Here is a 23,697-nt window from a genome sequence, read left to right as displayed (position 1 = left end):
GTAGATTTACCCGACCTAGAATCTACCTATAAATCGTGGATTTTTTAACTATATCAATATTAATTGCTTCTGGTTCAACCAACATAAGCCTTACGATTTTGTGAGTTTTGTTTTCATATTTTCAACTTCAATCATCCGCCGTCCAACGAGCAATTTTATTAGCATATGCTTTGGAATTTCCTTTATCTACATTTCAAAGAACAAGGTATAAAAACTCATAATCTTTCTATCCTATAAAGTGCTTGTCATCACTATAAGGGTCATCCTTGAAATCAACGAGCTGATAACCTATGAACTAATCAAATTACTGAAACCTTCTTTAAATAATATAGCTGGGTAATGGGAATTCAGATTTAGAGCATGTTTTTCGGAATTTTTTTGAATTTCCCAACTGTGAGTGCTATTGTTTTTTCCTTTGGATATTATCATCAATAAGAGATTGTATATCTGGAAAAGGATATTGCTGTTGCTGACTTCGTTAAAAACTCTTTAAATTTTTCATTTGTAATCCCCCATTAAATTGGGGTCATGACCCGGTTTTAATTTAAATTGACATTAAATGTTATCTTTAGTGTCTTCAGCTGATTTGTATGTATATATCATATCTTTAAATGTCTTGGAGCGCATTTTGTTGTTTCCTTAATAAAAATGAAACACAAGTAAAAAAAAGATGAAGGCATATTTCACCCTATTGAAAACGCAATATATCTTAATTTATCTCGTTTATTCTCGGAATTCCTAAAAGATTGCCATAAAGGGTGAAATTTTTTTAAAAAAATTCTGGGGGGTGGTAGGTGTTCAATAATTTAATGTTCAGTTCGTTTTATGCCCCACCCCCTTTGTGAAAATGGAAGTCTTATTAACGAGGAAACTGTTGATTGTATTCTGGGTGTGATCTTTACAGTAAGAACAGCGGGGGAAAAATCCATAAAGGTAATTAATTGAAAGACGAAAAATAATGAACGATACTGACAATATTCAGTTAACTGCGTTGATTAAAAAACCCCAAGATAGATCATCTTGGGGGCTGATTATAATAGATATTAAGTTTATTAAGCTGGTACTTCAAACATTTTATTGTTTCTTTCTCATTGTATTGCTTTCCGTTTAATTTGTAAGGGATAACTATTAATGGTATTTGATTCTCTTTTGCAAATTTTCGTTTTACCCCATCATATTTAAATTGCTTTTTTAAATTTTTACGGGAACCGTTATGAAAGAATTCATGGTATTGATAATGTTGTTTTCCGTGAAATTCAATTAAAACTTTTCCTTGGCTGTTATCAACAAAAAAATCAAATTTAAGTTGATTAATGACTTTAAGACCGTGGAATTTTTCTTCACGTGAAAACTTCAAACCAACAGATTCAAGCCAATTTCTAATATATTTATTACCTTTGCTTTCTTGACATATTGGACAACCTTCGCCCCTTGAAATCTGTTTAACCTTTGATTTATATGAGGGATGCCCATAAGCGCAAATCCAAAAATATTTTTTATTACTTCCGTATGTAACATCTCGTGGAGTAACATCCCCATTCTTTTCGTAATCCCACATCTTAGACATTTTCGGATGTGTGGTTTGTAGGCAATTGGTTTCATGTACTAATTTTCCAGAGCATATCGGGCACCCTCGATTTTCTAAAGCCTTTTTGGCGATCACCATAGGATATTTGTGCCTAATATCATCGGGACATATCCAATATACTTTAATATTAGACCCCGCTTTTATATCAGTTGGAAGTATAGGATTTTGTTCATAATCCCACTGATATAATAGATGTTTGTGTGTTGCTGCTAAACAATTTGATTCATCAATATATAATTGGCTGTTGCAATTGAAACAACCTTGCCTTTTTAACAAATCGTGTGGGATCATTTCTTTTATAGTCCCACACGAAACATGTTTATGAAGTGTTGCTTTATGCATTCCTTCATATTCACCAATTAATAAATAATCATTACCATGGACTTTTTTCAATTGTGATTTATACTCATCTTTACTTTTTCTAATGGAATTTCCACATTTTCCACATTTTTGAGGAATAGTTTCATCCTTAGTTGTTTTTAAATAATCTTTATAAACTACATTTTGTATAACTTTATTACATTCATCACAAATACACATAATCTCAGTGTGTGAACCTTTTGTTAGCTCACTAGGAAGAACCATTATTGTGTCTCCAGCAAAGGTCCATTTATATCCAGCATTTGTATAATGCTTTTTGTTTGCTGAGTTTAATTTTACTGGATATCGCTTCAAAGAACACATTTGTGTTGGCGCAGCATGTTGCTCAGCAATTTCAAATATTTGATCTAACGCTGTATATTTATAGCCGAGATTTATCCATTTTTGCTTTGATTCTTTTGTCCAATTTTCCTGCCATGTTTTTGTTACAATTGACAAATGATTTTTCCCCCGAAAGAACAAGTTTTACAAATGGTTTAATTTATTCGTGTTACTTTCCAGTAAATTAGTATTTGCTAATTAAGAGTAAAAATTCATTTGTGTTAATCAGTTTTTTCAAATAAGAAGGGAATGAAAGGGGAGTAAGATTTCTTTTTAAGTTATTCCTTTTTGAATATGAAGTGTTGACAAAGTAAAAAAAATAAATTAAGTTTACTTTACTAAACTAAACTAAAAAACGAAAGGAGGGAGCAAAATGCGAATGGTTAAATTTCTTAATAGAGATTTTTATGATGAAATGATAAAAGAATTAGTAGAGGGTTTCGAAAAGCTTTCCTTGAAATTTGATCATTATTCAATAGGTGTTATGCCTCAACCACAACGAATAAACATCAGGGGTGAAGTTTTCCCTTTTCCTCTTGCAGCAGAGATCCATGCCATTTATATGTATTTGGCAGGATTAAGCGAACCACCAAATCATATGTATAACACGTTAAAATCGATTTGTGGATTAGTTTGGGGCAATCCATTTACAAATAAAGCAGATTATCAAATCGAGTGGGAGCAATGGGAAAGGACTAAACTCGGATTATTCGTTCGCTGCTCCTTCATAGCTTTGTCCCTTGAGGCTGAGGAGTCTATCAATTCAAAACAACTTTCGCTTATGGTGGGTCTCTCGTCTGTGGCAATTATCAAAACTATAAAGGAGGGAAAACTTGATGCGTCAAAAGATGGACGACAGTGGGTAATTCCCTCTGATGATGCACTAGCATTTATACAATTACAAGTGACTGGGAAAGGATACCAAAGGTAAATATTGATGTGACATAAAAAAAGGTATGTTGATAAATTGGGGGAAAATAAGAATGAACTATTCAATAAAGACTAAATTACTAGTGACTAATTTAACAGAAATAAATATCAATATAGTTCACGATTACATACAGCATATTATTGGAATTCCAGTTGAAGACCATAATTTTATTAAAGTTGGAAAAGTAAAATCAATTTATTTAGAAGGTGAGAAAATATGGGCTGTCTTAGAATTGAATTTACAGGCTTGTAATAAGATTGAACTTTCTGTTAAAACGATAGGTATATCCTACTTAATGGATAGACGATTTAAAATGTATTTGAAGCTTGTTGAGAACGCAGAGAGAAATCAAAAGTATAGAGTTGCTCAGTGATTCAATAAACCCAATCATATTTTCAATTTTTTAAATTAAAATTAGGCCAATTTGAAGGTTGTGCAAGCATTTTTATGCTAGAAATTTACGCACTACCAAATTGGCCTTTTGGTGTGGATAGGACATATCTTAGCAGCTACTATGAATATCCCGGAGGCTTCAATCAGTAGAAGCATGTTAGATTACCACGATATATCTCAAGAAAAAAAGGAGATACAAGAGCTTTTATGAAAAGCGACGAGATTGAAATTCTCATCGCTTTTTATTTAAAGATCGTGAAAAAATGCACTTAAGCTAATGGTTCAGGATAGTTTAATAAAGATTAGAAATTGAATATAAACAACTTGAAGTTTGGGCGTATTTACGGGAGGATAAGGGGGATTATGAAAGTTCAGTAAAATGAATTAGGAAAAAAGGGAAAACATGGTACTATGTATCTAGGTAATTGTGTTTTCAGTGGAGGTGGATAGCATGGATAAGCCATCTGAGATTACTACTATAAGTGATCGAGATATAATGTCAGCCATTCAAGAAGATGGTTGGTACATTGAAAAGGTAGAAAAAACGCCTGAAAGATGCTTAGAAGCTGTTAAGCAAAATGGTCGTACACTTCAATTGATTCCTGAAAATTTACATTCTGTAGCTTTGTGTCTTGAGGCTGTTAAACAAAATGCTTTCGCTATAAAATATGTGTCTAGAAAAATAATGGCGGATGAAATTTGCATAGAAGCCGTTAGAAATGACGGAAGAGTAATAGCCTACTCCACGTTTATTCCTGATGAATTTCGAACAAAAAAGCTTTATCTTGAGGCAATAAAGCAAAATGGAAAAGTCCTTGAATATGTTCCCGATAAATATAAGTCGGAAAGCTTTTGCAGAATAGCTATTATGCAAAATGGTTTAGCGCTCGAATTTGTTCAGGAGAACATTCTGTCAAAAGAATTATTCGTGTTAGCAGTTGAGCAAAACGGATTGGCCTTGGAATATGTGCCAAGTAGAAACAGAAGCAAAGGATTATGTAATGCTGCTGTTAATAATAATGTATTGGCATTAGAGTATGTACCGAACAGATATAAAACGACCGAGTTGTGCAATAGAATAGCTATTATGCAAAATGGTTTAGCGCTCGAATTTGTTCCGAAGAATATTCTGTCAAAAGAATTATGTAATGCTGCTGTTAATAATAATGTATTGGCATTAAAGTATGTACCGAACAGATATAAAACGACGGAGTTGTGCAATGCGGCGGTAAATTCAAGTTGGAAAGCTTTTCTTTATGTGACTGAGAGTATGTATACTTTAAATAATTGCCTTGAAATATTTGAACGGATATTAGGGGAATGTGACGATCTTTCTGAGATATCGTATAGTGACCGCTCTTGTGTTAGAGAGATAGCAAACCGCTTGCCAGAAGATATAAACAACGATATTCAAATTATCAGATTGGAAAGACAATTACAGGTACGGAAATTTAAAAGAAAATACTATGATAAAGAAATACATAGATTTATTACGATAGAAGAAATATGCTTTAGAGAAGATGATGAAGTAAAAGAATTCGATTTATTTGTTGACTTTTATAAGCATTTAGATGAGGATTTGAAAAATGCTAATCTGCATGATTATGATTTTAAAGAGGTAAGTCTTGCCGATTTTAATATTGAAGGCGCCAATATTAGCAGCGATGTATTATTCGAACAACACTTATATGACGATTCTTTTTACGCTGAAAACGTCAAAGATTATGATTGCAACACAGAGCTTATGATTTCTGCAGAAAATGAGGTTGTAGAGGCGATCTCTGTTCTTCATGATTTAGATTTGGTTTCAGATGCTAAATTAAACGACACTTCTCGCAAGATATACTATATTAGTGATATCCACCTAAATCATAAACTTTTAAAAGCATTCCCAACAAATGCGACTGAATGGGAAGTTAAAATGTATATCAGACAGCTTGTAAAAAAAATGATTGATACTGCTACAGATAAATCTAATGACGACTACTTATTAATTGCGGGAGATATATCTTTTAACTTTGAAATATCGACATTGTTTTATACAGAATTAGTTGAATATATGAAATCGAAGTTTTGGAGTCATCGTCAAATAGTAGTAGTGCTTGGGAATCACGAATTATGGGATTTCAATCGATGCGGGGTCGCACATTCTAATTCGCTTACATTGGATGAAATTATTCAGCAATACCGGGATTTGTTTTCAAGTCTAGGCATATGCTTTTTACAAAATGATTTGCTGCTTTCAAACGGAACGATTATTTCAGAAAAGCAATTGAAATTCATTGATCAGGACGAGTTGAAGCATATCTGCTTGAAAAGTCCTTTTGTGATACTGGGTGGATTAGGTTTTTCCGGCTTGAATTCACAATTTAACGCCACGCAGGGAATCTATCGGCAAACCATTATGTCTTTAGATGAGGACATCAAACAGACAAACCAATTTAATTTCATTTACAATAAAGTGAAAAGTGAATTAGATAAAGATAAAGTTATAATTTTAACTCATACGCCAAAAGAAAACTGGTCGAATGAAGATTACAACCGTAACTGGATATATGTGAATGGACATACTCATCGAAATGATTACTGTTGTGATGAGGAAAAATCTTTTTATTCGGACAATCAAATTGGATATTATTCTACAAACATAGGTTTAAAGCATTTTAAATTATCAAGAGTTTATGATATTTTTAAGTATTATCCTGACGGAATTTATTCTATTTCAAGAGAGCAATATTTGGACTTTAACCGAGGCGTTGAGATTAAAGTAACTTTTAATAGAACAGGAACTATACATATGCTTAAAAACAATAATGTATATTGTTTTATACTTGAAAACCAGAACACAGGGAAAATATCTCTGTTAAATGGTGGGAGGATTAATAATTTAGAACATAACGACATCAATTATTACTTTGAGAGAATGGCGTTTTATTCAGAAGCAATCAGAGGATTATTTAGCGAATACAATCAAGCACTAAAATCCATATCTAATAGTATTAAAAAAATTGGCGGTATTGGGACAATCCACGGATGTATTGTTGATATAGATTTCTTTAATCACATTTATGTGAATCCGGAAGACGGAACCGTAACCCCATATTTTGCCTTGTCGATTATTGATAAGTATTCCTATCCAAATGTCAAAGCACTTTTGATAGATCAAAGAAGAGATTTATATGATAATTATATGAAACTTTTAGACGGAGAGAGCGAGAGCGTCAAGCTGTTGAAAGGTGAAATAAAAGCAGGTAGCATTGAAATATCAAGTTTTATTCCGGATACTTCTATGTATAGACCATCAAGAATAATGAGGTCGTTACAGTACCTGACAGAAGTTAATGTTATAAGGATTTGGAACGATCGTATTTTCGAATTTCAATCTCAAAGCAAAAATAAAGCAAAAGATTTGTGTGCTAATAATAACGACACTTTGTTGCTATCTGTTAAGCGAAACAGAAGCAATTAACGCGGCTTTTCAGCGGCGTTTCTGCGTGATTATGAAGTTGTTTTGGATGGCTTGTGAAACAATCTACTTACACTAACGGGGGCTTTAACACAATATGGAATAAGATTAAAGAGCATAAAATATGCAAGTTTTTATGTATTACTTGCGTATTTTGGCTCTTTTTACATACAAAAAAGATACTGCCATTTATAGCATTTTTTTATTGTCAAATACAGTAAAAGTTGTGGAAAACAATTCTATTGTATTTACCTAAAATTATATCAAATTTTCCGAATGCACACAAACGTATGTTCCTTCAATTTTTACATTCTTTTTGATTGTTTGACAATGGTAAGCAGAAAAGGTTTATTCGAATAAAAAAGGAACATTCAAATATTTTCCCCCTTAATTTATAAGTTACAATAAAAGTAAAGTTACAGTTGGCATCAATACCACCAGGAGGTAAGGAACAGGGCTTGGACAGACATGTGTGCAAATACATTAATAAAAGAGTATCTAGTCTCCTAAATACTCTTTAAGCCAAATTTTAATCAACCCTTGAAGCGGTAAAAATAACACCTGCTTTATCCGAATACTTTAAGTTATATTGTACCGACTGTGTTTTAACTGTTACTCCATTATCGGTAAAATGATACCCTTCATCCATCACTTTCAGATCCTTAATTGTTGAGGATAAATCACTTTTTGAAAATTCAGGATTCGTCGCTTTAATCATAGTACCCAAAGCTAATAATATGTCAGTTCCTTCTCCTTGGCCTACCATGATCAGTTCACGAACTTGACCACCCTTGTCTAAATTTTCGACCAATGTTATATCCTTTGTTATTTGGGATGTTATCGTTTGGTCATTTTTTTCAATCGTTTTTAATTGGTAAGGTGTATGCAATTCTTTTTTTGCCTTATTAAAGGCAGCAATTACATCATCATGAGAATAAAATAGTGGTACTTTTGTAGTTGCAACTACAATGAATGGCAATAAGAAATATAAAATAGCTATCAATGATATAATCCATCTCACCGATTTTTTAAACCGACCTTGCCGCCACAGGATAATGATGCCAAGTGGAGGGATAAGTATAAGAAAAAACCACATAAACCAAGCCCTTTCAAAAACTAAATCCCTTTTTCTTAAATTTACTGATGTTTGCATTTATTTACGCTCCTTTAAGAAAATCCGAGAGTTTCGTAGAAGAGATCGACTTCATTTTTTCTCCTGCTTTTTCAATTAAAAATTCCTTGATTCCTTTTACGACACTTTGGTCGCTTTTAGGGGAACCGTCTACTTGGTTAATGTGATTAAATAAATTGTCCTTTTTTCGGTCATCCAATTTAATTCCTAATTCCTTTTGAATAAGTTGTTCATTTTCGGATTTTGATTCTAATTTTTGAATTTGTGATTTTTCAGTTTCATTTGCAAATGAATTGGCCATTTTTCCGTAAGATTTTACATGTGTGTAATCACGATTTTCATATGCAGTAGTAACTGCTTGTTTTAATTCTATAGTCGTTTCAGCTATAAAAGCTTCCTTTTCATTTGACGGCACAAGTGATTCTGATTTTTGGGCCTCATCAATTGCATCCTTATACTTTTTGTCTGCTCTGTCACCTTTGGCTAGGTCAAAATAGTCAGATGCTTTTGAATACGTGTCAATCTGCTGTGATAAGGGCTGGGATTGTGATAACAAATCCGAAGGGGTATGAGCATAATTTATAATTTGATTCACATTTGTTGATGCATCCGTATATTTTCCTTGTTGGAAGTCAGTATTTGCTTGCGTATACATATTTGAAAGAATAGTTCGCTCTAATGATTGAACCGAATTGTTTTGTTTCCCTAAATCATATATAGCTTTAATTTCATTCAATGCTTCGTAATATTCCCCAGCTTTATAATGACCCTGAGCATCTTGGTAATGTTCATCTGCTTCAACTTGGACTGGATCCACTTTTGGTACTGGGGCTGGAGTTGGTGTTACAATGCTTTGTTGTGAACTATAGCTACTTGAACTAGATGAACCACCACCTGAACTAGTACTGCCACCACCGTTATGGTAATGATACTGACCATATGAAAGCCCCCATTTCCCACAATTGGTCCAACAATAATGGCCACCATTTGCATCCGTTCGGCCAGGGTGAGCCGAAACAACAGATGATTGGGCAAATACTATTAATCCAATAGTTATAAAAGTTAAGAATTTTTGTTTCATCCTCTCATCCTTTCGTAATATCATTCTTCTACTATTTTACCTAATTGACAAGAAATGACAATAGATAACATAATAGATTATAGGAAAAAAGAGGGGGAATGAACTATGGGATTGCGGTTTCGTAAAAGCTTTAAAATAGCCCCAGGCGTACGATTTAATATTGGTACCAAGAGCTCAAGTATAAGTTTCGGAGGAAAAGGGCTTCGTTACACAATTAACAGCAAAGGCAGAAGAAGCACATCTGTTGGAATACCTGGGACTAGTATTTCTTATGTTTCTTCGAGCTCCAGCAAGGGGTATCATCGAACCAAAGCCTATAGTCAAAGACAACAACTTCAACAAAAGCAAAAAGAAATTGCTAAATTAGAAGATTACCAAGGAAATCAGCACGAAATGGATTTATTTTATAACCAGATTGAGCTTTTAACATCAATACATAAAGAACGTGATGATTCAGTAAACTGGGAACAAATCAAAAATAGCCCACATCCATTTGGAAAAAGTCCAATAGGTCCTTTAGAAAAGGAGGCAATTAGGCGTTTTGAGGAGTTCAAACCAGGTTTCTTTGTTTGGTTGTTTAATCAGGAGGAAAGGTCACTTGAAAAATTAAAAAAAGCGATAGAAGAGGCACATTTACAGGACTTGAAAAATCTTGAAGAGTGGAGAGAGTTAGTTACATTTGCCAAAAAAGTATTGGATGGCGAAACAGATACATATTTCAAGATTATTAAAGAAATGGAACCATTGGCGGATCTATCTGAATTTGGAAGTGGATTCGAGTTATCTACTGATAATCCATCTTATATTGAAGTTGAGTTTGACGCTCATTCTGAAAAAATGATTCCTCCCAAGGAAAAGTCTTTAACCCAAACAGGGAAAATCTCTGTCAAAGATTGGACTAAAACCAAGTATTATGATCTGCAGCAAGACTTTATTTGCAGCTGTGTCATTCGAATTGCCAGAGATATGTTCTCTTTGTTACCTGTTAAAGAAGTCTATGTTCACGCTTTTGAGGATCTGTTTTCAAGCCAAACGGGCAATACCACTAGAAAATGCATCCTATCTGTTCGTTTTAAAAGGCAAGTAATTGAAAGCCTTAACATGGAACTTATTGATTGTTCGGATTCAATGGCAAACTTCCAGCACAATATGGACTTCAAAAAAACAAAAGGTTTTTTACCCGTTCAAAAGTTAGAACCTGCATCTAATAATAAATAGATTTGTCAAACAGGGTATTTTTTGTATGAGAATCTAAAGATTTAAATAAATACACGTAATTACACATGGCAAATCATATGGGTTCAAAGTGGGGGAGCTAGTTTGAAAAGGAATATTTTTATAACGATTTTAACAGTTTGGATTTCAATATTTTTACTGGGTGGATGTGGGACTCAAGATACTGCGAACCATGTCTTAGACGCTATTAAAAATGAAGATTATAGCAAAGCTAAACAAATTTATACAGATGCAATAAATCAAGTAGACAATAAGGATGAATTAAATCAAGCAGTAGCCCAATCAATTAAGGGTTATTTAGATGAAAACTATGATGATTGGAAAACAGATAGCAATAACGAAGATTCATTTAATTCACTATTACAAAATGTCCAAGAAATAGGCATTTATGATAGTTCACTAAATAATAAAATACAAAATTACGAAGATAAATTAGCAGAGGTTCAAGATACATCCGATGATACTGCTGATGAACAAAGCACGTTTGAAGATGATAGCACTATAGACGACAGCAGTACAGTTGAAGATGAAAGCACGACAGACCAAAGTAGCACTATCGATGAAAATAGTACTGATGAACAAAATGATGTGCAGCCAGCAGCCACTACTGATTCTATAAAAGTAACTGGATCTAGACTGAATGTGAATCATGGACAATATGCATCTGTAACAATTAATACCACCCCTGGAGCAGAAGGGACAATTGAAGTTGATTATAACTCAGGCCCTAGTACAGCAGCAGGCTTGTTTCCACAAACAGCCAATAGCAGTGGGGACATTACTTGGACATGGAAGGTTGGGACGAGAACTGCCCATGGTACATACCCAGTGATTATCACGATTAACGGAACAACTACAACAGAGACTCTAACTGTCTACTAAAAATAGGGGGAGAACATGAAAAAAAAAATATAATAAAACCAATGTTTGCAATATCCTTATCATTCCTGCTACTAGCTGGCTGTGGTACCTCGGCAAATAAGGAGGATAATACTGATACTGCAAAGAAGAATGCAGTTGAAACAAATAAAAAGACAGCTCAACTTGAAGCAAGGGAAAAAGCCGAGAACCAAATTATAAATGCCCAAGGCTTAATTCAACAAAACAAATTTGACGAAGCACAAAAGATTTTAGAAGGTCTCCTAGTATCAACAAAAGGAAAAACTGAATTAGCCAAGGAAAATAAGCAAGCAGAAAAGTTATTAGATCAAATAAAAGCCCAACAGAACAATCAAAGTTCAACAGCAAGTCAAAATTCATCTGATATAACAAAACCGAGTACGGAAGCTACAACTCATAAACCATCTTCTGAAGAATTTATGTATAAATCATTTAAGAACAGTCGTTTTGGATTTACAGTACAATACCCTGATACCTTCACAGTGGGTCCAGAACCGACAAATAACGATGGTAGGCAATTCAATAACGGGGAATGTGAAATAGTGGCTTACGGTAGTTTTGTTGTTGACGGAGATACCATCCAAAGAGATTATGAACAGGCAATTTCTGATGCAAAAGCTTCCATTGCCTATCAAAAGTTAGGTGACAATTGGTTTGTCATTTCCTATAAAGACGTGAATAATATCGTTTATGAAAAAGCAATCATTCAAGATGGCGTTAGTTACAACTTGAAAATTACGTACCCTTCTAGTAGGCAAGCTAAATACGGTTCAATGGTTACACATATTGTCAATTCATTTGCCCCAGGACACGGCGAAGAGTAATGGCGAAGGAAAGACATATTAGAGAGTTGTAGAGGGGAGAGTTACTTTAAAACTTCTAAGCTACTCGTTAAGACATCCAATCATTTTAAAACTGCTCGTTATTTTTGATATTTAGATATTTCTTAAAGGAGTGCACAGTCATGAAGTTAACGAAGTTGCTATTTATCTGTTTAATGTTTTTTTTGGTTACAGCTTGTTCAAATACAACTGGTGAACTGAAAAAACAGCCAGAAAAAGCCACTCAAACAAAAGAAACAAGTAAAGAGACAGCAAAATCCGAATCAAAAACAACGGAACCTTCACAAAACAAAAACAATGTTGCTAGCGATAAAGTGGAAAGCCAAACTCAAGCACCTTCTGTAAAGAAAACAGCTGTGTTTAACCAATCAACGATTGATAAGATTTATCCTGGATGGGTATTAAAATTGAACCAAACCATTAAATTCTCCGACCGTGATGTAGTTGTGGCAGGATTACAAAAAGGACAAGGGGCATGGCAATCGCAAGGAAAAGTAGTTGTTTTGCAATTTGACAACGTTTCTGGAAATTGGTTAACCAAATGGTCAGGAAGTATTTTAGTGGATAATAAAGACTTCCCATATTACGAATTCCAATCCATAGCCGTGGTAAAATCAAATTCACAAAAGAGGGCACTAGCAGTAGTGGCAGCAGACTGCGGTGGAAGTACGGGTTATGGGCAAGCATTAGCTGTAATCATTGATGACAGTGGGGCCAGTATTTTGAAGGAGAAATTTGACATCAACGAAATGGCCCTTAAGCAAGAGGGGAACACGGTTACACTGAGTGGTGATCAACAGTTCGGAACACACAAGTTATCTTTCCAAGGAGAACAATACGTCAATTCAAAAACATCTTCAGCTGACCTTTCTCCAGATGGTGCAGTTCAAGTGAATTTCAAATTAGATAATAACGGAAATATAGTTTTGTTAGGTCAAGAATACTTAAGCATGAGTGTCGGACAAACCATTGCTTTTATTCCAGCTGATGAAAGAACAAGAGAAGCATTCAATCAAGGGATTATTGGAATTTATTCTGATGCGTGGAATAATGGCTCTCCTTTAAATACTTCTAATTCGGATAGACTTTGGAAAGGAAACTCTTATACGTTTGATAAAAGTGGTGAAGTACACTTTTTGTTGGTTACAGATGAGAAATCTGCTACGATTCCGTTTGAAAATCCAATACCAACAATAACGATTAATGTTCAGCCTTAAACTTAAGGCTTAATAATACAAAGGTTTTGTAGATAAATAACTAATATAAACATGAAAAAGCGACGAGACTGAAATTCTCATCGCTTTTTATTTAAAGATCGTGAAAAAATGCAATTAAGCTAAATGGTTTACTCCAGAGAGGTGATACTTCTTGGATTTTAAACAGCGGGAATTTACCAAAATGCACTTAAACATTTATTTATTGGTAGTCAACTAGACGGAGTAAAATTCGGTCCGGGGCCAGGTTCGTTTCTGATTCGCTTTATGCATTACACCGATAAACAACCTGGTGATTTACGGGTTAACATTGAGTCAAAATGGACAGTCTTTCCTTCGGAAATAACAAAAGCATTGCATCAACTTGAATAATATACTTAAATAGTTAATTACCAGGTTTTATATTGGTTCATAACATGATTTCATATTCTTTTTAATGGAATTATCATGGTTTTTAACATGAAACTGTTGTTATTACGAAATCCACTTTTATTCTTCTTCCAACCGAAAAAAAGTCTAATTAAATAATTAGAACTAAAAATACGAACGAATTAGCGAAAGTACGAACATATTATGACGATTTCATGAACTTTTTTTCAAGTTGTACAAATACCCCAAGTTTTTCGGTTATTTATATATTATAGAGGCACTTTTTGATACAAGGCCTTGAACCAACAAGAATCATAAGTAACATGGTGATTAATTCCAGAATTGGAAAAAGAGTATTAGCAAGATAACCTTGAAACAATAAGTCTCACATGAACCACAGGGAATCCTGTTACATGATCATACACATGTAACAGAATACATAGACATGAAAGATTCATGTGCCTAACGGGTCCATAGGGGAGGACTATGCCCAAAAATAGGGACGTACATGTACCCGAAGTGGATAAGAATCAAGATTCGGGATCCAAGGCGTTGGTACCATTATTTTAGAGAACTAAAAGGCGCACGAGAATCAAGATTCAACATAATGCAGTATCTATTTCTAAATAAAAGATCTTGATACATATTCTTGTTTTTTCTTAATGTACATTTTTTACATATATTTGAATATTTACCACATTTTGTTATCATGGATAAAAAGTTGATCTATATCCCTTTTTTGGATCTTATTGCACCAATGAACAAAGTGGAAAAGGATACATTCAATCAAGTTTTGTAACTCGCCAGTAGAAGGGTAAATGACACCATTTTACTGATTGTCGAACAGAACAAACTTAGACACAATGAATATTACAATAATGAATTGCCTCCAATTATTCTCTTATATCGTTTAGCAATGAAACAGATTAGATCCTATGAAAAAAATATTTTTAAGATCCCCTTCAGCTAACATAAGTTTTATATTCTAAAATTATCGATCTTCACTACATTTATTAGTTATATAGAGAACTGCCTCGACTAAATTTTCACTGACTAACTTCGTACTTTTTAATACCGATGTTGGCTTTGACTAATAAAATTTAGAACGATACGTTAGCGGTTTGCCTCTTGCTTTTGGCATCCAACATACAATAATTGTTTCAAATTTCCAAAATCATCAACGTAATTATGCTATCAGGCATTGATTAACATTTGTCAGTGTTTAATGGTACCTATTCAATTATCCTATTCCTTGTTCAATTTTAGTTGTTGGTTTCGTTGTATTATGCGTTGGATAAAGATGTTTAAAGAATGTATTGTAGAAATATGATGACACATAAAAGGAGAATGGTATATTGAATTTTATTTTTAAAGAGTGCCATGAAAATGAGGCTACACACGTAAAAGTTTTAGAGGATGAATCCAAACATTATAAATTTGTTAATGTAAGAGTTGGTAGGGTTTATGAATTATTAAAGGATGATGAAGAAGGCCATGAAGGAGAAGATATGATACAAGCTGATGACGGAATTTTTATATGTAGTTTTTCATTATTTTTAAATGTAAAGTGGCTGAAGATAAGTTCTTAATTATATAATTCTAGACGATATTATATAAGAAAATTAGATTAACCATTTGAATTAACCGAAAAGAATGTTGGAAGTACCGATTCTTTGTATCTTTTTTTAACTTGGGGTAATTCAGCAACGTTTTGAAAATGGATAAATATAAAGAAGCCGGGAGTCTAAGCCGCAAAAAAGAAGGACCGAATGCAGTTATAGTTGACCTATTCCATTTCAGATGAAGGCTTTACAAAAACTTGCCAAAACCATTTCATGGGGCCTCTAAATCCATGAAACGATAAAATGATTCATATCAATAACAGGTTTTTCTAAACCAAAGAAGCCCAGGATTGCTCACATGATGTGATATTCCAGGGCTTCTTTTTTACTCTCTTAGTGGAAGATAAAAATTAAATTTATGCTTTTTTTATAATGATAAGGAGTATCTATTCATTATAGTAAATCCGGCTTTTGGATCATAGAACTCTTCCGAATAATGGTAAGGGTAATCTATCAGTTGATTGGCATGAATGAATTCATTAGCATCATGATCCCATAAGATAGTGGGCTCAGAAAGTGAATTACTAAACGAAATTTGGTCAACTCGTGAATTTAATGGATTCAATAGTGAATTCAAGTAGGAAGATGTCAATAATAGAATAAGTTCGCTCTGGGAAGGAAACAAGATATCTAAATCATTTCCCCATATATCAGATAAATACAGCAGATCATCTATTAATATAGGTGCTTCTTCATTACTCCACTCATCATCGTTCTCATATAAATATTTTGGATCTAGTTTCTTTTTATTCAATTTGCACGTTAGCATGTAAATGGGAATATTTATAACCAGCTGAACATAACCGCATTTATGATCCTTATTAGGAAGTTCTAAAACTGCAAAATACACAAGCTTCATTACACCGCTGGATTTTTTCAAAGCATGCACAAATTGATCAAGCTTATGCTCAATACTATCAAAATCAGTAATATTCATGGTGAATAAAGTATAATCGTCACCATTACCAAAGTTGGTTCTGAGGGTCCATTTTAAACCAAGCAATCCTTCTTCGGACACTTCACGTTCTAATCCTAATTGTTTTACAGGTTCGCAAGATTTATAGTCATATACATAAATATTATTGCCACAGTTAACAAGTTTAGTATATTCAGGCATGATTCAATTCTCCTTCAATCCAGTTAATAAGAACTTTTTTTGATATCTTTATACGTTTTCCTATGGTAATTACATGAAACTTCCCTGATTGAACTAACTCATAAGCCTGCTTCCGTCCAATGCCTAAAATTTGCTGCAAGTCAGATACATTTAAAACTTCTGGATAATTCTCATAATCCTTGTACATATTCAATTAGCCCCTTTACGTTCTCTGCTTAGTGTATGTTGCTTGTATTTGATATTAGTTTGAAATGATAAAATTTTAGGAATTCTTTTATTGGTCACTTAACATTATTTACTTGAATTTCAAGTAAATTTTTTTGCACCGGTGTTGTTTTCAATTACCTGATGGGATAATTTTATATCTTTTTATATTTTTTATCACTTTCGTTCCAGCTTGGAATTCAAATGATAGGCATGTGATCAGTAGAAGAAACATTCAGTTTTAATGGGAAATTATAAAATTTCATTGTTTTTCTCTAAATTTCACACAATCTCAATTTAATAGAAAGATTGTATACGGTTATTAACCAATGTATTTAACAGTATTTGTTATTTATAAATAGCACAATGTGGGTTAATTACATTTATATGTCTTCGTTTTGAGCACCACCTTCTTATTATCCATCGAGAATATTGTCATCTTTGTATAAAAGGATCATTTAACAAGTTATTTAATTACAATAAAATTCCATTTTATAAAGAATCGGAGAAATTAGAAGAAATACCTATTATCTATTCGAATTACATAAGAACCATTGGGATTTTTATTCAATTGAATAGATAATTGGTTATAAGCAGTCCTGAACCAAATGGTTTTTATCCTTTCAGAACTGTAAAATCACGGATGAATACTATTAATTAACCCGTGATTATGAAAGGAGTTTATTTACCATGAAAAGGGAATTTATTCTGAAGGTTTATGAAGACAATACTGCACTATTTGAGAAGGCGGTTGAAGAGCATCAAATCTGTCCTTCGGCGAAAATCTACAAGGAAGGTGAGATACTGTGCTTATTTACTACTTTCAAACCAGTTGAAGATGCAAGAATCCAATTTATAATAGAAAGAACTCTTCTGCTTTTATATCCTATGGCAGAATTAGCCGAAGAAGACGTTTCTATAAAGCCAACTTTTAGTGATAATTCTTACGTTACTGCTTATAAAATCATAAGAGCTTATGTGGGAAAAGTCTTGACACATGATAAATCTGGTCATGCGGCACGTGTAATTAAGTCATATTGCGAAAGTGTTGGTCTAAACATGATCAATAATAGACCAAGTATCAATTTTCTATCAATCAATAATCATGGCGAAATCTTGTCACACTCTATTAAAAATGATTCTTTCTTAATAGAGCATGCCCAAAAATCGCCACATGTTTTATACAATTTCTCGATACTTGAGGAAGATTTTAAGAAGCATCAGGATGAGCATGAGTCAAATAATACAAGGGGCAAACTTAAACTTAACAAATTCACACCCTTGAATCTAAAAGTAAAGATCCAGCGAGGTGAACGTGGGATCAACATGGATGAACTTTTATGCAACTGCCAGTTACTTGGGGATTATTTAGCTGGTGACAGGGCGATTATGGAACATGAACTTTATGTCTTACAAACAGGTTTGGCAAAGGCGGATTCTGGTAAACTGTTGCATGAGAAAATATTAGAGAATGCTCAGTTATCAGCTACTCAAAAGAATAGCATGCGTTATCAATTTGAGATAATAAAGATTTCCAAGCTAGATACAGTAAAATGTGTTGACAACAATTGTGATTTTGTATGCCCCTTTGCAGAGAAATGTGATCATAAGGTTAACATGCTCCAGCAGACTAATGCAAAACGTGGAGAGGTGCGATATCTGGGAGAAAATATTCATAGAAAAGGGGTTGATGAAGCCTTTTTAGATTTCTCAAAAGAGCTGCAAAAAGTATATAAGACAAATGATCAAAAGGTCCATGTTTTAAAAGCACCTACTGGACTGGGTAAAACGGAAGCTATGCTAAGTTTAAATCTTGAGAATGTTGCTATAGCACTACCTACACATGAGTTGTGCCAAGAGGTACATAAACGCTTAAAACAAGCAGGACACGATTTTCTTTTGGTTTCCGAGAGGCCAAACATGCCACCTGAACTAGAGCATGAACATACTGTGCTACAGCGTATGGGCTTTTATAAGAAAGCTTCAAGGATTGTTTTTAAGTATGCAGATAAGATTAAAAGTAAATCCCCTTTTTTGTTAAGTCAGGATGAACGCAATCTACTTGATTATGTAAATTCAGTAAAGAGTATGAAAATTGCAACTAAAATTATTGTTACACATCAAAGGCTACTGCAATTAAAGAACAAGAATATAAAAACTTATATTATTGATGAAGATATATTATTAACTAATATGATAAAAACAATTACTTTAAGTGAGCATAATATAGAAAGCATCTTAATGAGTGGAGATAATATCAATATTAATGGTGAAGAAGATCAATCTGTAGTAGGTACCATTATGCAATTTTTATATGTACCAGAGGGAAAATTCTACACAAAAGATACTTTATGCAGTCGTGAAAAACTTGAAGAGTATCTACTCAATAAAAGGGAATATATCAATCATAATGTTATAGATTTTCTAGACTGTGATTATTACTTGTCTACTAGAAATAATTCCGGAGAAAAATTCATACACACAACTAAACTTTTACCTTTGGATCAAGATAAAGAGAAAAAAATCATTATCATGTCAGCTACTGCTAATCAATTAATATATGAAAAAGTATTTAAAAAACGGTTGGAATTTATTGATATAGGTCAAACGGATATGAAAGGAAGGATAATATGGTATCCAGAAAAGTCATTCTCACGAGCACAATTCAAAAAACATTTTTCTGAATTGGACATTAAGCATTTTGGTGAAACCAACGTTATTAGCTATAAAAAGTACAAAGATTTTCTTTTAGAAAAAGAATTAAATGTTGTTGCTACCTTTGGATCCACTACGGGTTTGGACAAATTCAAGGGCCAAGATTTGATGGTTATTGGGTCCCCCTATACCTACCGTGAGGTGTACCTCTTAATTGGAATGATGCTGGGTATTAAGGTCACAGAGGAAGATTGTATAGTGGAAAACTATGAGCTCTCTCCAGTAACTCGTTACGGATATCAATTCTCTTGTGTAACATTTAAACAAAATAAGGAACTTCAAGAAGTTCAATTGGCTCTTATTGAATCGGAACTAGTACAGGCTGTAGGGAGGGCTAGAACTCTCCGTTATGATTGTAAAGTTGAAGTGTTTTCGAGAATTCCTGTTCCAAGCGCTTTATTAGCTTAGGACAGAATTTCTAAAAGTTTAGGAATTAAAGGTGTTTTATGTATCAATTCAGCACCTCATTAGCCTTGAGGTTGTGATGGCGGATCCCTTTCAACGGTGCTTTTTAGTTTGCGTGGAATATTTTCTATAGTGGGATTGTATTGATTTCTTTCCATTGCCACAATATAGACTTTGTCAAACTTAGGGAGGAAAATCAATGCGGCGCTATACTATGAAGAGGTTTATGAATATTTTTGGATAAGAGGATATGTATTACTATCGCAAGATTACAATAATGCTCAAGAATTATTGGACACTCTATGTCCCGTTGGAAATCTGTATCCTGTGAGATTGAGCGCCTTTAAAGACAAGAAAAACGGGAAAAGCGGGAAAAGCGGTACACGGTGCTCAGAATGTTGCATTATTAACCATAAATATTTTCAGGAGAATATTGAAAGTGTCTTGAAAGAGTATGGTTATATTCTACAAGAAGGGGAGATTTATGAAGGGGTCAAATATGAGTTGAATGTTATATGTCCTGAAGGGCATTCTTATCCCACTACGTTTGAAAGCTTTAAAAGGGGACGCAGATGTCCCTATTGTAGAGGAATCAAGAATACAAAACATACGATTCATGAAGTTGAAAAATATGTAGAAGAGTTTGGATATAGCCTTATATCAACATTTTATGCCGATTCACACGAAGATTTGCATCTAAAGTGTCCAGGAAGGTCATCTCTATAAAACGACATTTGATGGATTTAAGAATAAAGGGAATCGCTGCAGAGATTGTTTTGTGGAAAACCGTCCGAATAAAGAAGACCATCCTAGGTGGAAAGGAGGAGAAGCCCAACTGAAAAGCTACATCAGAAATTATTTGAAAGACTGGAAGGAGGAAAGCCTCCTATACTATGGGGGGAAGTGTGTAATAACTGGTGAAACGGAAGTTTTGGATATACATCATTTATATAGTTTCGACCTTCTTTTCCGAGATGTTCTGGAAGAACTAAATTTTCCGTACTATAACACAATACGAGATTACACGAGCGGGCAACTAAAACTTCTTGTAGACCGTTGCAAAAAGGCTCACCGTAAGTACCCGATAGGCGTTCCTCTTGCCAAAAAAGTACATTTGTATTTCCATAGCCTCTATCCAAAGGAAACAGTCCCTGAACATTTTTATCAGTTTGCCCAAAAGCACTACAACGTTAATTTGGACTTCTTGGGATTTCCTGAGGAACATATTCCAAAAAGGAGGAGGGAATCTCTTACAGATGAAGATGCCGTTCAAGCTTGGAAGAGAGCTGAGGCTGGAGAGTCTTGCAGACAGATTGCCAAAGATTACGGAGTTTCTTGCTCCACAATTGAAAATCTTGCAAATAGTAAGACTTATAAACATTTACATCTCGGTAGCCTGGACTTAAGCCCTAGTTTGTCAAATGAACAAATAATGGAAATCAGATTAGAATTAAAAAAAGGTATGACAGGCGTCGTGCTTGCCAAACGATACAACGTTAGCACAATTCTCATATCCGCTATTCGCACAGGTAGTTCCGGGAATCCAAACTCAAGATTTAAGTATTTGCCACCACTGGACATTGGATGGAGGAAAGGTAAGCTATCCAGAGAAGAAATCCTAGCGATCCGTGAAAGAGCGAAGGTAGAAAGTCCATCACTGATTGCCTTTAGAATACGGGATAAGTCGCCAATTGGTTTATGACATAAAAACAAAACGGAGATACAAAGAAGTGATATAGAACTTGCGCATACAACTCTTGAAAATTGATGACAGGTGGACAGGGCCTGATTAAAAAAACATGTATTCTTATTTCTCACCAATCAGACTAGATAAGAAAAAACTTAGTAATAGCATAGAATAAGTAACTGTATAGACAACAGTAGACTTGGCCAGAAATTTTTTTAAAAGGTATGCATGGTTAGTATCTTTAATATAAAAGAAATATGTTCTGGCATCAGTACGGCAACCATTTTTATGATATGCCAAAGATTGTTAGGTCAAGATGCTTTGAATCTTGATACTGCAATTGATAGCACGCAAGTTTCGGGTTCTTGAAATTCGGATTCGAGTCCTGATAAAGCGTATAATATATATCGATTACTAATAGGTATCTACATCTTAGTGGTGAATAATGGCAAATAACTTAACGTTTTTATTTTAATAATGAATATTTTGAGAGACAAAACAGGACTTTGTGTGGAAATAATTTATAGAATAGTATTTTAAGGAAATAATTATTGAAATAAGTATCATTATAAAAAATCCCTAAGTTGACGCTTTTGAAGGAGTCAACGTAAGGATTTTTGGTAATTAATTTCGGGAAACAAAAAACTTCTAAAAGATTTGATACCAAAAATATATTAAAAAAATAAATACTTATATTTTTCGTATAAAATGACAATGAATGATATTAAAAGCATCAGATTAATACACCCAAGTATAAGAACTAACTTTAATAAAGTATTCTTTAAATCTAAAAATGGTTTTTCCAGATAAGTATCCTGAAGACTTTTTAACTCGTCTTTTTGTATTAATGATATTTCTTTTATAAAATATTCAAATTGTTTTTTAGTCAAATCATATCTTTGATGTGAAGAATCATGCATTAAATAATAATATATTGTAGAAAAGATAAAAAATACAATTAAAACTGAAAGCGCGTAAGGCACAGTAATATTATCTAAAGAGCGATAAACAGTGGTAGCTAACAAAACTATTATTGATATTATGGATGCAATTATCGAATTATTAATTTTATCAGTTTGTTCATAAATCACTTTAGAAACGTTCATAGCTTCTTTTAATAGCTGATCTTTTGTTTTAAAAAATTCTTTGATGTTGTCCTCAACATAATGATCATAATAATGATTAATGGTTTTCCAAATATCAGGAAGCTTGTTATCTAAATATGAAATAGTATCTTTATCATGTATATATAATGTGAAAACTTTTTTGGTTATAATAAATTTCTCTGTATATTTTTGTTGGGATATCAAAAATAAAAATATATCAAGAAATTTTGTATAATTTGTAGTTGAAAAGCTTTCTTCTATCATAATAGTTATGCTTTTTTCTCCACTAATTATATAGGTATTTCCTTCCTTTTTATCTGACAGGGATTCTAACATAAGGTTATAAAACCTTGTTTGAAGTAGCCTTGCAAAATCTAAATTCAAATTTCCTTTTATAACAAAAGAAAAAGGATTGAAATAAAAATTTTGGTCACTATTCCTGTTATTAGAAAGATAAAATTCAATCATCTTTAAAATATTGGTGTCAATTTCTTTTTTAGTAATTTCTCCTATTGGTGTATCCTCTTTAAGATCTATAAAATTAAAAAGTTCAGTTTCTAGATTCTCATTATTAGGAATACCGATATTTAACTTAAACTTACCCTCTCTTGGGTGAATTTTTCTCGTAGCATTAATGGCAGCAACTTTATCAAAGAAAATAAAATCCATATTCGATATATCGTCAAGGAGCGGTTCTTTAGAATAGATAATAGCTACCGATTTTATTTCAGATTCGGAGCGAGTTCCTCTTTCTAAATCTTCCAGGACATCAGTAAAGTCATCTGGAAATGGATTACAATAAATATCGAAATCATTCGCATGAATTTTAATTTCTTTTAGAAAGCTTATATTTATATCTTCTTTCCTTCGGAACTCAATATTTTTTGAATTTTCAATCATTTCATATGTTTGCGGTTTCTGTTTGAGTAAAGAAAGTATATCATTATATTCCTTATACAAATCGTATATTTTTTCTATACTCATAAC

General features: G+C 33.3%; 16 protein-coding genes. 10 read left to right on the top strand and 6 right to left on the bottom strand.

The window, feature by feature from the left end:
• Positions 1–1,015 precede the first annotated feature (1,015 nt).
• Positions 1,016–2,407: a zinc-ribbon domain-containing protein gene (locus tag RCG17_RS06780; protein WP_308174474.1), complete on the bottom strand. Its 1,392-nt coding sequence runs from the start codon at positions 2,405–2,407 to the stop codon at positions 1,016–1,018.
• Positions 2,408–2,669: 262 nt separating this feature from the next.
• On the opposite strand from RCG17_RS06780, the gene RCG17_RS06775 reads away from it, so the two are divergent.
• The 3 genes from RCG17_RS06775 to RCG17_RS06765 all read left to right on the top strand — a co-directional run bounded on the left by RCG17_RS06775 (position 2,670) and on the right by RCG17_RS06765 (position 7,083).
• Positions 2,670–3,221 (top strand): helix-turn-helix domain-containing protein, encoded by a 552-nt coding sequence (locus RCG17_RS06775; RefSeq protein ID WP_308174473.1) that lies wholly within the window; start codon positions 2,670–2,672, stop codon positions 3,219–3,221.
• A 52-nt stretch (positions 3,222–3,273) separates the two neighbouring features.
• Positions 3,274–3,594 (top strand): hypothetical protein, encoded by a 321-nt coding sequence (locus RCG17_RS06770; protein ID WP_308174472.1) that lies wholly within the window; start codon positions 3,274–3,276, stop codon positions 3,592–3,594.
• A gap of 471 nt (positions 3,595–4,065) precedes the next feature.
• Positions 4,066–7,083, top strand: a complete 3,018-nt coding sequence (locus RCG17_RS06765; protein ID WP_308174471.1) for a DUF4116 domain-containing protein — start codon at positions 4,066–4,068, stop codon at positions 7,081–7,083.
• A 526-nt stretch (positions 7,084–7,609) separates the two neighbouring features.
• On the opposite strand, the gene RCG17_RS06760 is transcribed toward RCG17_RS06765, so the two are convergent.
• Positions 7,610–8,233 (bottom strand): hypothetical protein, encoded by a 624-nt coding sequence (locus tag RCG17_RS06760; protein ID WP_308174470.1) that lies wholly within the window; start codon positions 8,231–8,233, stop codon positions 7,610–7,612.
• 4 nt (positions 8,234–8,237) lie between these two features.
• Positions 8,238–9,293: a YHYH domain-containing protein gene (locus RCG17_RS28265; RefSeq protein WP_374120900.1), complete on the bottom strand. Its 1,056-nt coding sequence runs from the start codon at positions 9,291–9,293 to the stop codon at positions 8,238–8,240.
• A 105-nt stretch (positions 9,294–9,398) separates the two neighbouring features.
• Between RCG17_RS28265 and RCG17_RS06750 the strand changes: the two genes are divergently transcribed.
• The 5 genes from RCG17_RS06750 to RCG17_RS06730 all read left to right on the top strand — a co-directional run bounded on the left by RCG17_RS06750 (position 9,399) and on the right by RCG17_RS06730 (position 15,443).
• Complete coding sequence (locus RCG17_RS06750) at positions 9,399–10,511, top strand: DUF4236 domain-containing protein (protein WP_308174469.1); 1,113 nt, start codon at positions 9,399–9,401, stop codon at positions 10,509–10,511.
• A 102-nt stretch (positions 10,512–10,613) separates the two neighbouring features.
• Entirely contained in the window at positions 10,614–11,411 is a 798-nt protein-coding gene (locus RCG17_RS06745) for a hypothetical protein (RefSeq protein ID WP_308174468.1), read from the top strand.
• 41 nt (positions 11,412–11,452) lie between these two features.
• Positions 11,453–12,253, top strand: coding sequence for a hypothetical protein (locus RCG17_RS06740; RefSeq protein WP_308174467.1), 801 nt, complete (start codon positions 11,453–11,455; stop codon positions 12,251–12,253).
• Between the two features lie 140 nt (positions 12,254–12,393).
• On the top strand, positions 12,394–13,488 hold the full coding sequence (locus RCG17_RS06735; protein ID WP_308174466.1) for a hypothetical protein: 1,095 nt from the start codon (positions 12,394–12,396) through the stop codon (positions 13,486–13,488).
• A gap of 1,721 nt (positions 13,489–15,209) precedes the next feature.
• Positions 15,210–15,443: a hypothetical protein gene (locus tag RCG17_RS06730; protein WP_308174465.1), complete on the top strand. Its 234-nt coding sequence runs from the start codon at positions 15,210–15,212 to the stop codon at positions 15,441–15,443.
• A 400-nt stretch (positions 15,444–15,843) separates the two neighbouring features.
• Here RCG17_RS06730 and RCG17_RS06725 read toward each other — a convergent pair whose 3' ends face one another.
• Complete coding sequence (locus tag RCG17_RS06725; protein ID WP_308174464.1) at positions 15,844–16,593, bottom strand: hypothetical protein; 750 nt, start codon at positions 16,591–16,593, stop codon at positions 15,844–15,846.
• Positions 16,586–16,780 carry a helix-turn-helix domain-containing protein gene (locus tag RCG17_RS06720; RefSeq protein ID WP_308174463.1) on the bottom strand — a complete coding sequence of 65 codons (195 nt, stop codon included), beginning with the start codon at positions 16,778–16,780 and terminating at the stop codon, positions 16,586–16,588. Before RCG17_RS06720 ends, RCG17_RS06725 begins: the two co-directional genes overlap by 8 nt.
• A gap of 707 nt (positions 16,781–17,487) precedes the next feature.
• On the opposite strand from RCG17_RS06720, the gene RCG17_RS06715 reads away from it, so the two are divergent.
• Both RCG17_RS06715 and RCG17_RS06710 read left to right on the top strand, forming a co-directional pair.
• Positions 17,488–19,920, top strand: coding sequence for a DEAD/DEAH box helicase family protein (locus tag RCG17_RS06715; protein ID WP_308174462.1), 2,433 nt, complete (start codon positions 17,488–17,490; stop codon positions 19,918–19,920).
• 775 nt (positions 19,921–20,695) lie between these two features.
• Complete coding sequence (locus RCG17_RS06710; protein ID WP_308174461.1) at positions 20,696–21,619, top strand: hypothetical protein; 924 nt, start codon at positions 20,696–20,698, stop codon at positions 21,617–21,619.
• 659 nt (positions 21,620–22,278) lie between these two features.
• Here the strand turns inward: RCG17_RS06710 and RCG17_RS06705 are convergent.
• Entirely contained in the window at positions 22,279–23,694 is a 1,416-nt protein-coding gene (locus RCG17_RS06705; RefSeq protein ID WP_308174460.1) for a hypothetical protein, read from the bottom strand.
• Positions 23,695–23,697: the final 3 nt, after the last annotated feature.

The sequence above is a fragment of the Neobacillus sp. PS3-12 genome, from assembly GCF_030915385.1.
GTDB lineage: Bacteria > Bacillota > Bacilli > Bacillales > Cytobacillaceae > JAEVLT01.
The sequence above is the reverse complement of the archived record's forward strand: the minus strand, read 5'-3'. Positions and strand labels throughout refer to the sequence as shown.

Coding starts and splice junctions, on each gene's coding strand:
- RCG17_RS06765 (WP_308174471.1), top strand. CDS start 4,066: ATGGATAAGCCATCTGAGATTACTACTATAAGTGATCGAGATATAATG.
- RCG17_RS06775 (WP_308174473.1), top strand. CDS start 2,670: ATGGTTAAATTTCTTAATAGAGATTTTTATGATGAAATGATAAAAGAA.
- RCG17_RS06735 (WP_308174466.1), top strand. CDS start 12,394: ATGAAGTTAACGAAGTTGCTATTTATCTGTTTAATGTTTTTTTTGGTT.
- RCG17_RS06705 (WP_308174460.1), bottom strand. CDS start 23,694: ATGAGTATAGAAAAAATATACGATTTGTATAAGGAATATAATGATATA.
- RCG17_RS06750 (WP_308174469.1), top strand. CDS start 9,399: ATGGGATTGCGGTTTCGTAAAAGCTTTAAAATAGCCCCAGGCGTACGA.
- RCG17_RS06760 (WP_308174470.1), bottom strand. CDS start 8,233: ATGCAAACATCAGTAAATTTAAGAAAAAGGGATTTAGTTTTTGAAAGG.
- RCG17_RS06720 (WP_308174463.1), bottom strand. CDS start 16,780: ATGTACAAGGATTATGAGAATTATCCAGAAGTTTTAAATGTATCTGAC.
- RCG17_RS06715 (WP_308174462.1), top strand. CDS start 17,488: ATGAAAAGGGAATTTATTCTGAAGGTTTATGAAGACAATACTGCACTA.
- RCG17_RS06740 (WP_308174467.1), top strand. CDS start 11,453: ATGTTTGCAATATCCTTATCATTCCTGCTACTAGCTGGCTGTGGTACC.
- RCG17_RS28265 (WP_374120900.1), bottom strand. CDS start 9,293: ATGAAACAAAAATTCTTAACTTTTATAACTATTGGATTAATAGTATTT.
- RCG17_RS06770 (WP_308174472.1), top strand. CDS start 3,274: ATGAACTATTCAATAAAGACTAAATTACTAGTGACTAATTTAACAGAA.
- RCG17_RS06725 (WP_308174464.1), bottom strand. CDS start 16,593: ATGCCTGAATATACTAAACTTGTTAACTGTGGCAATAATATTTATGTA.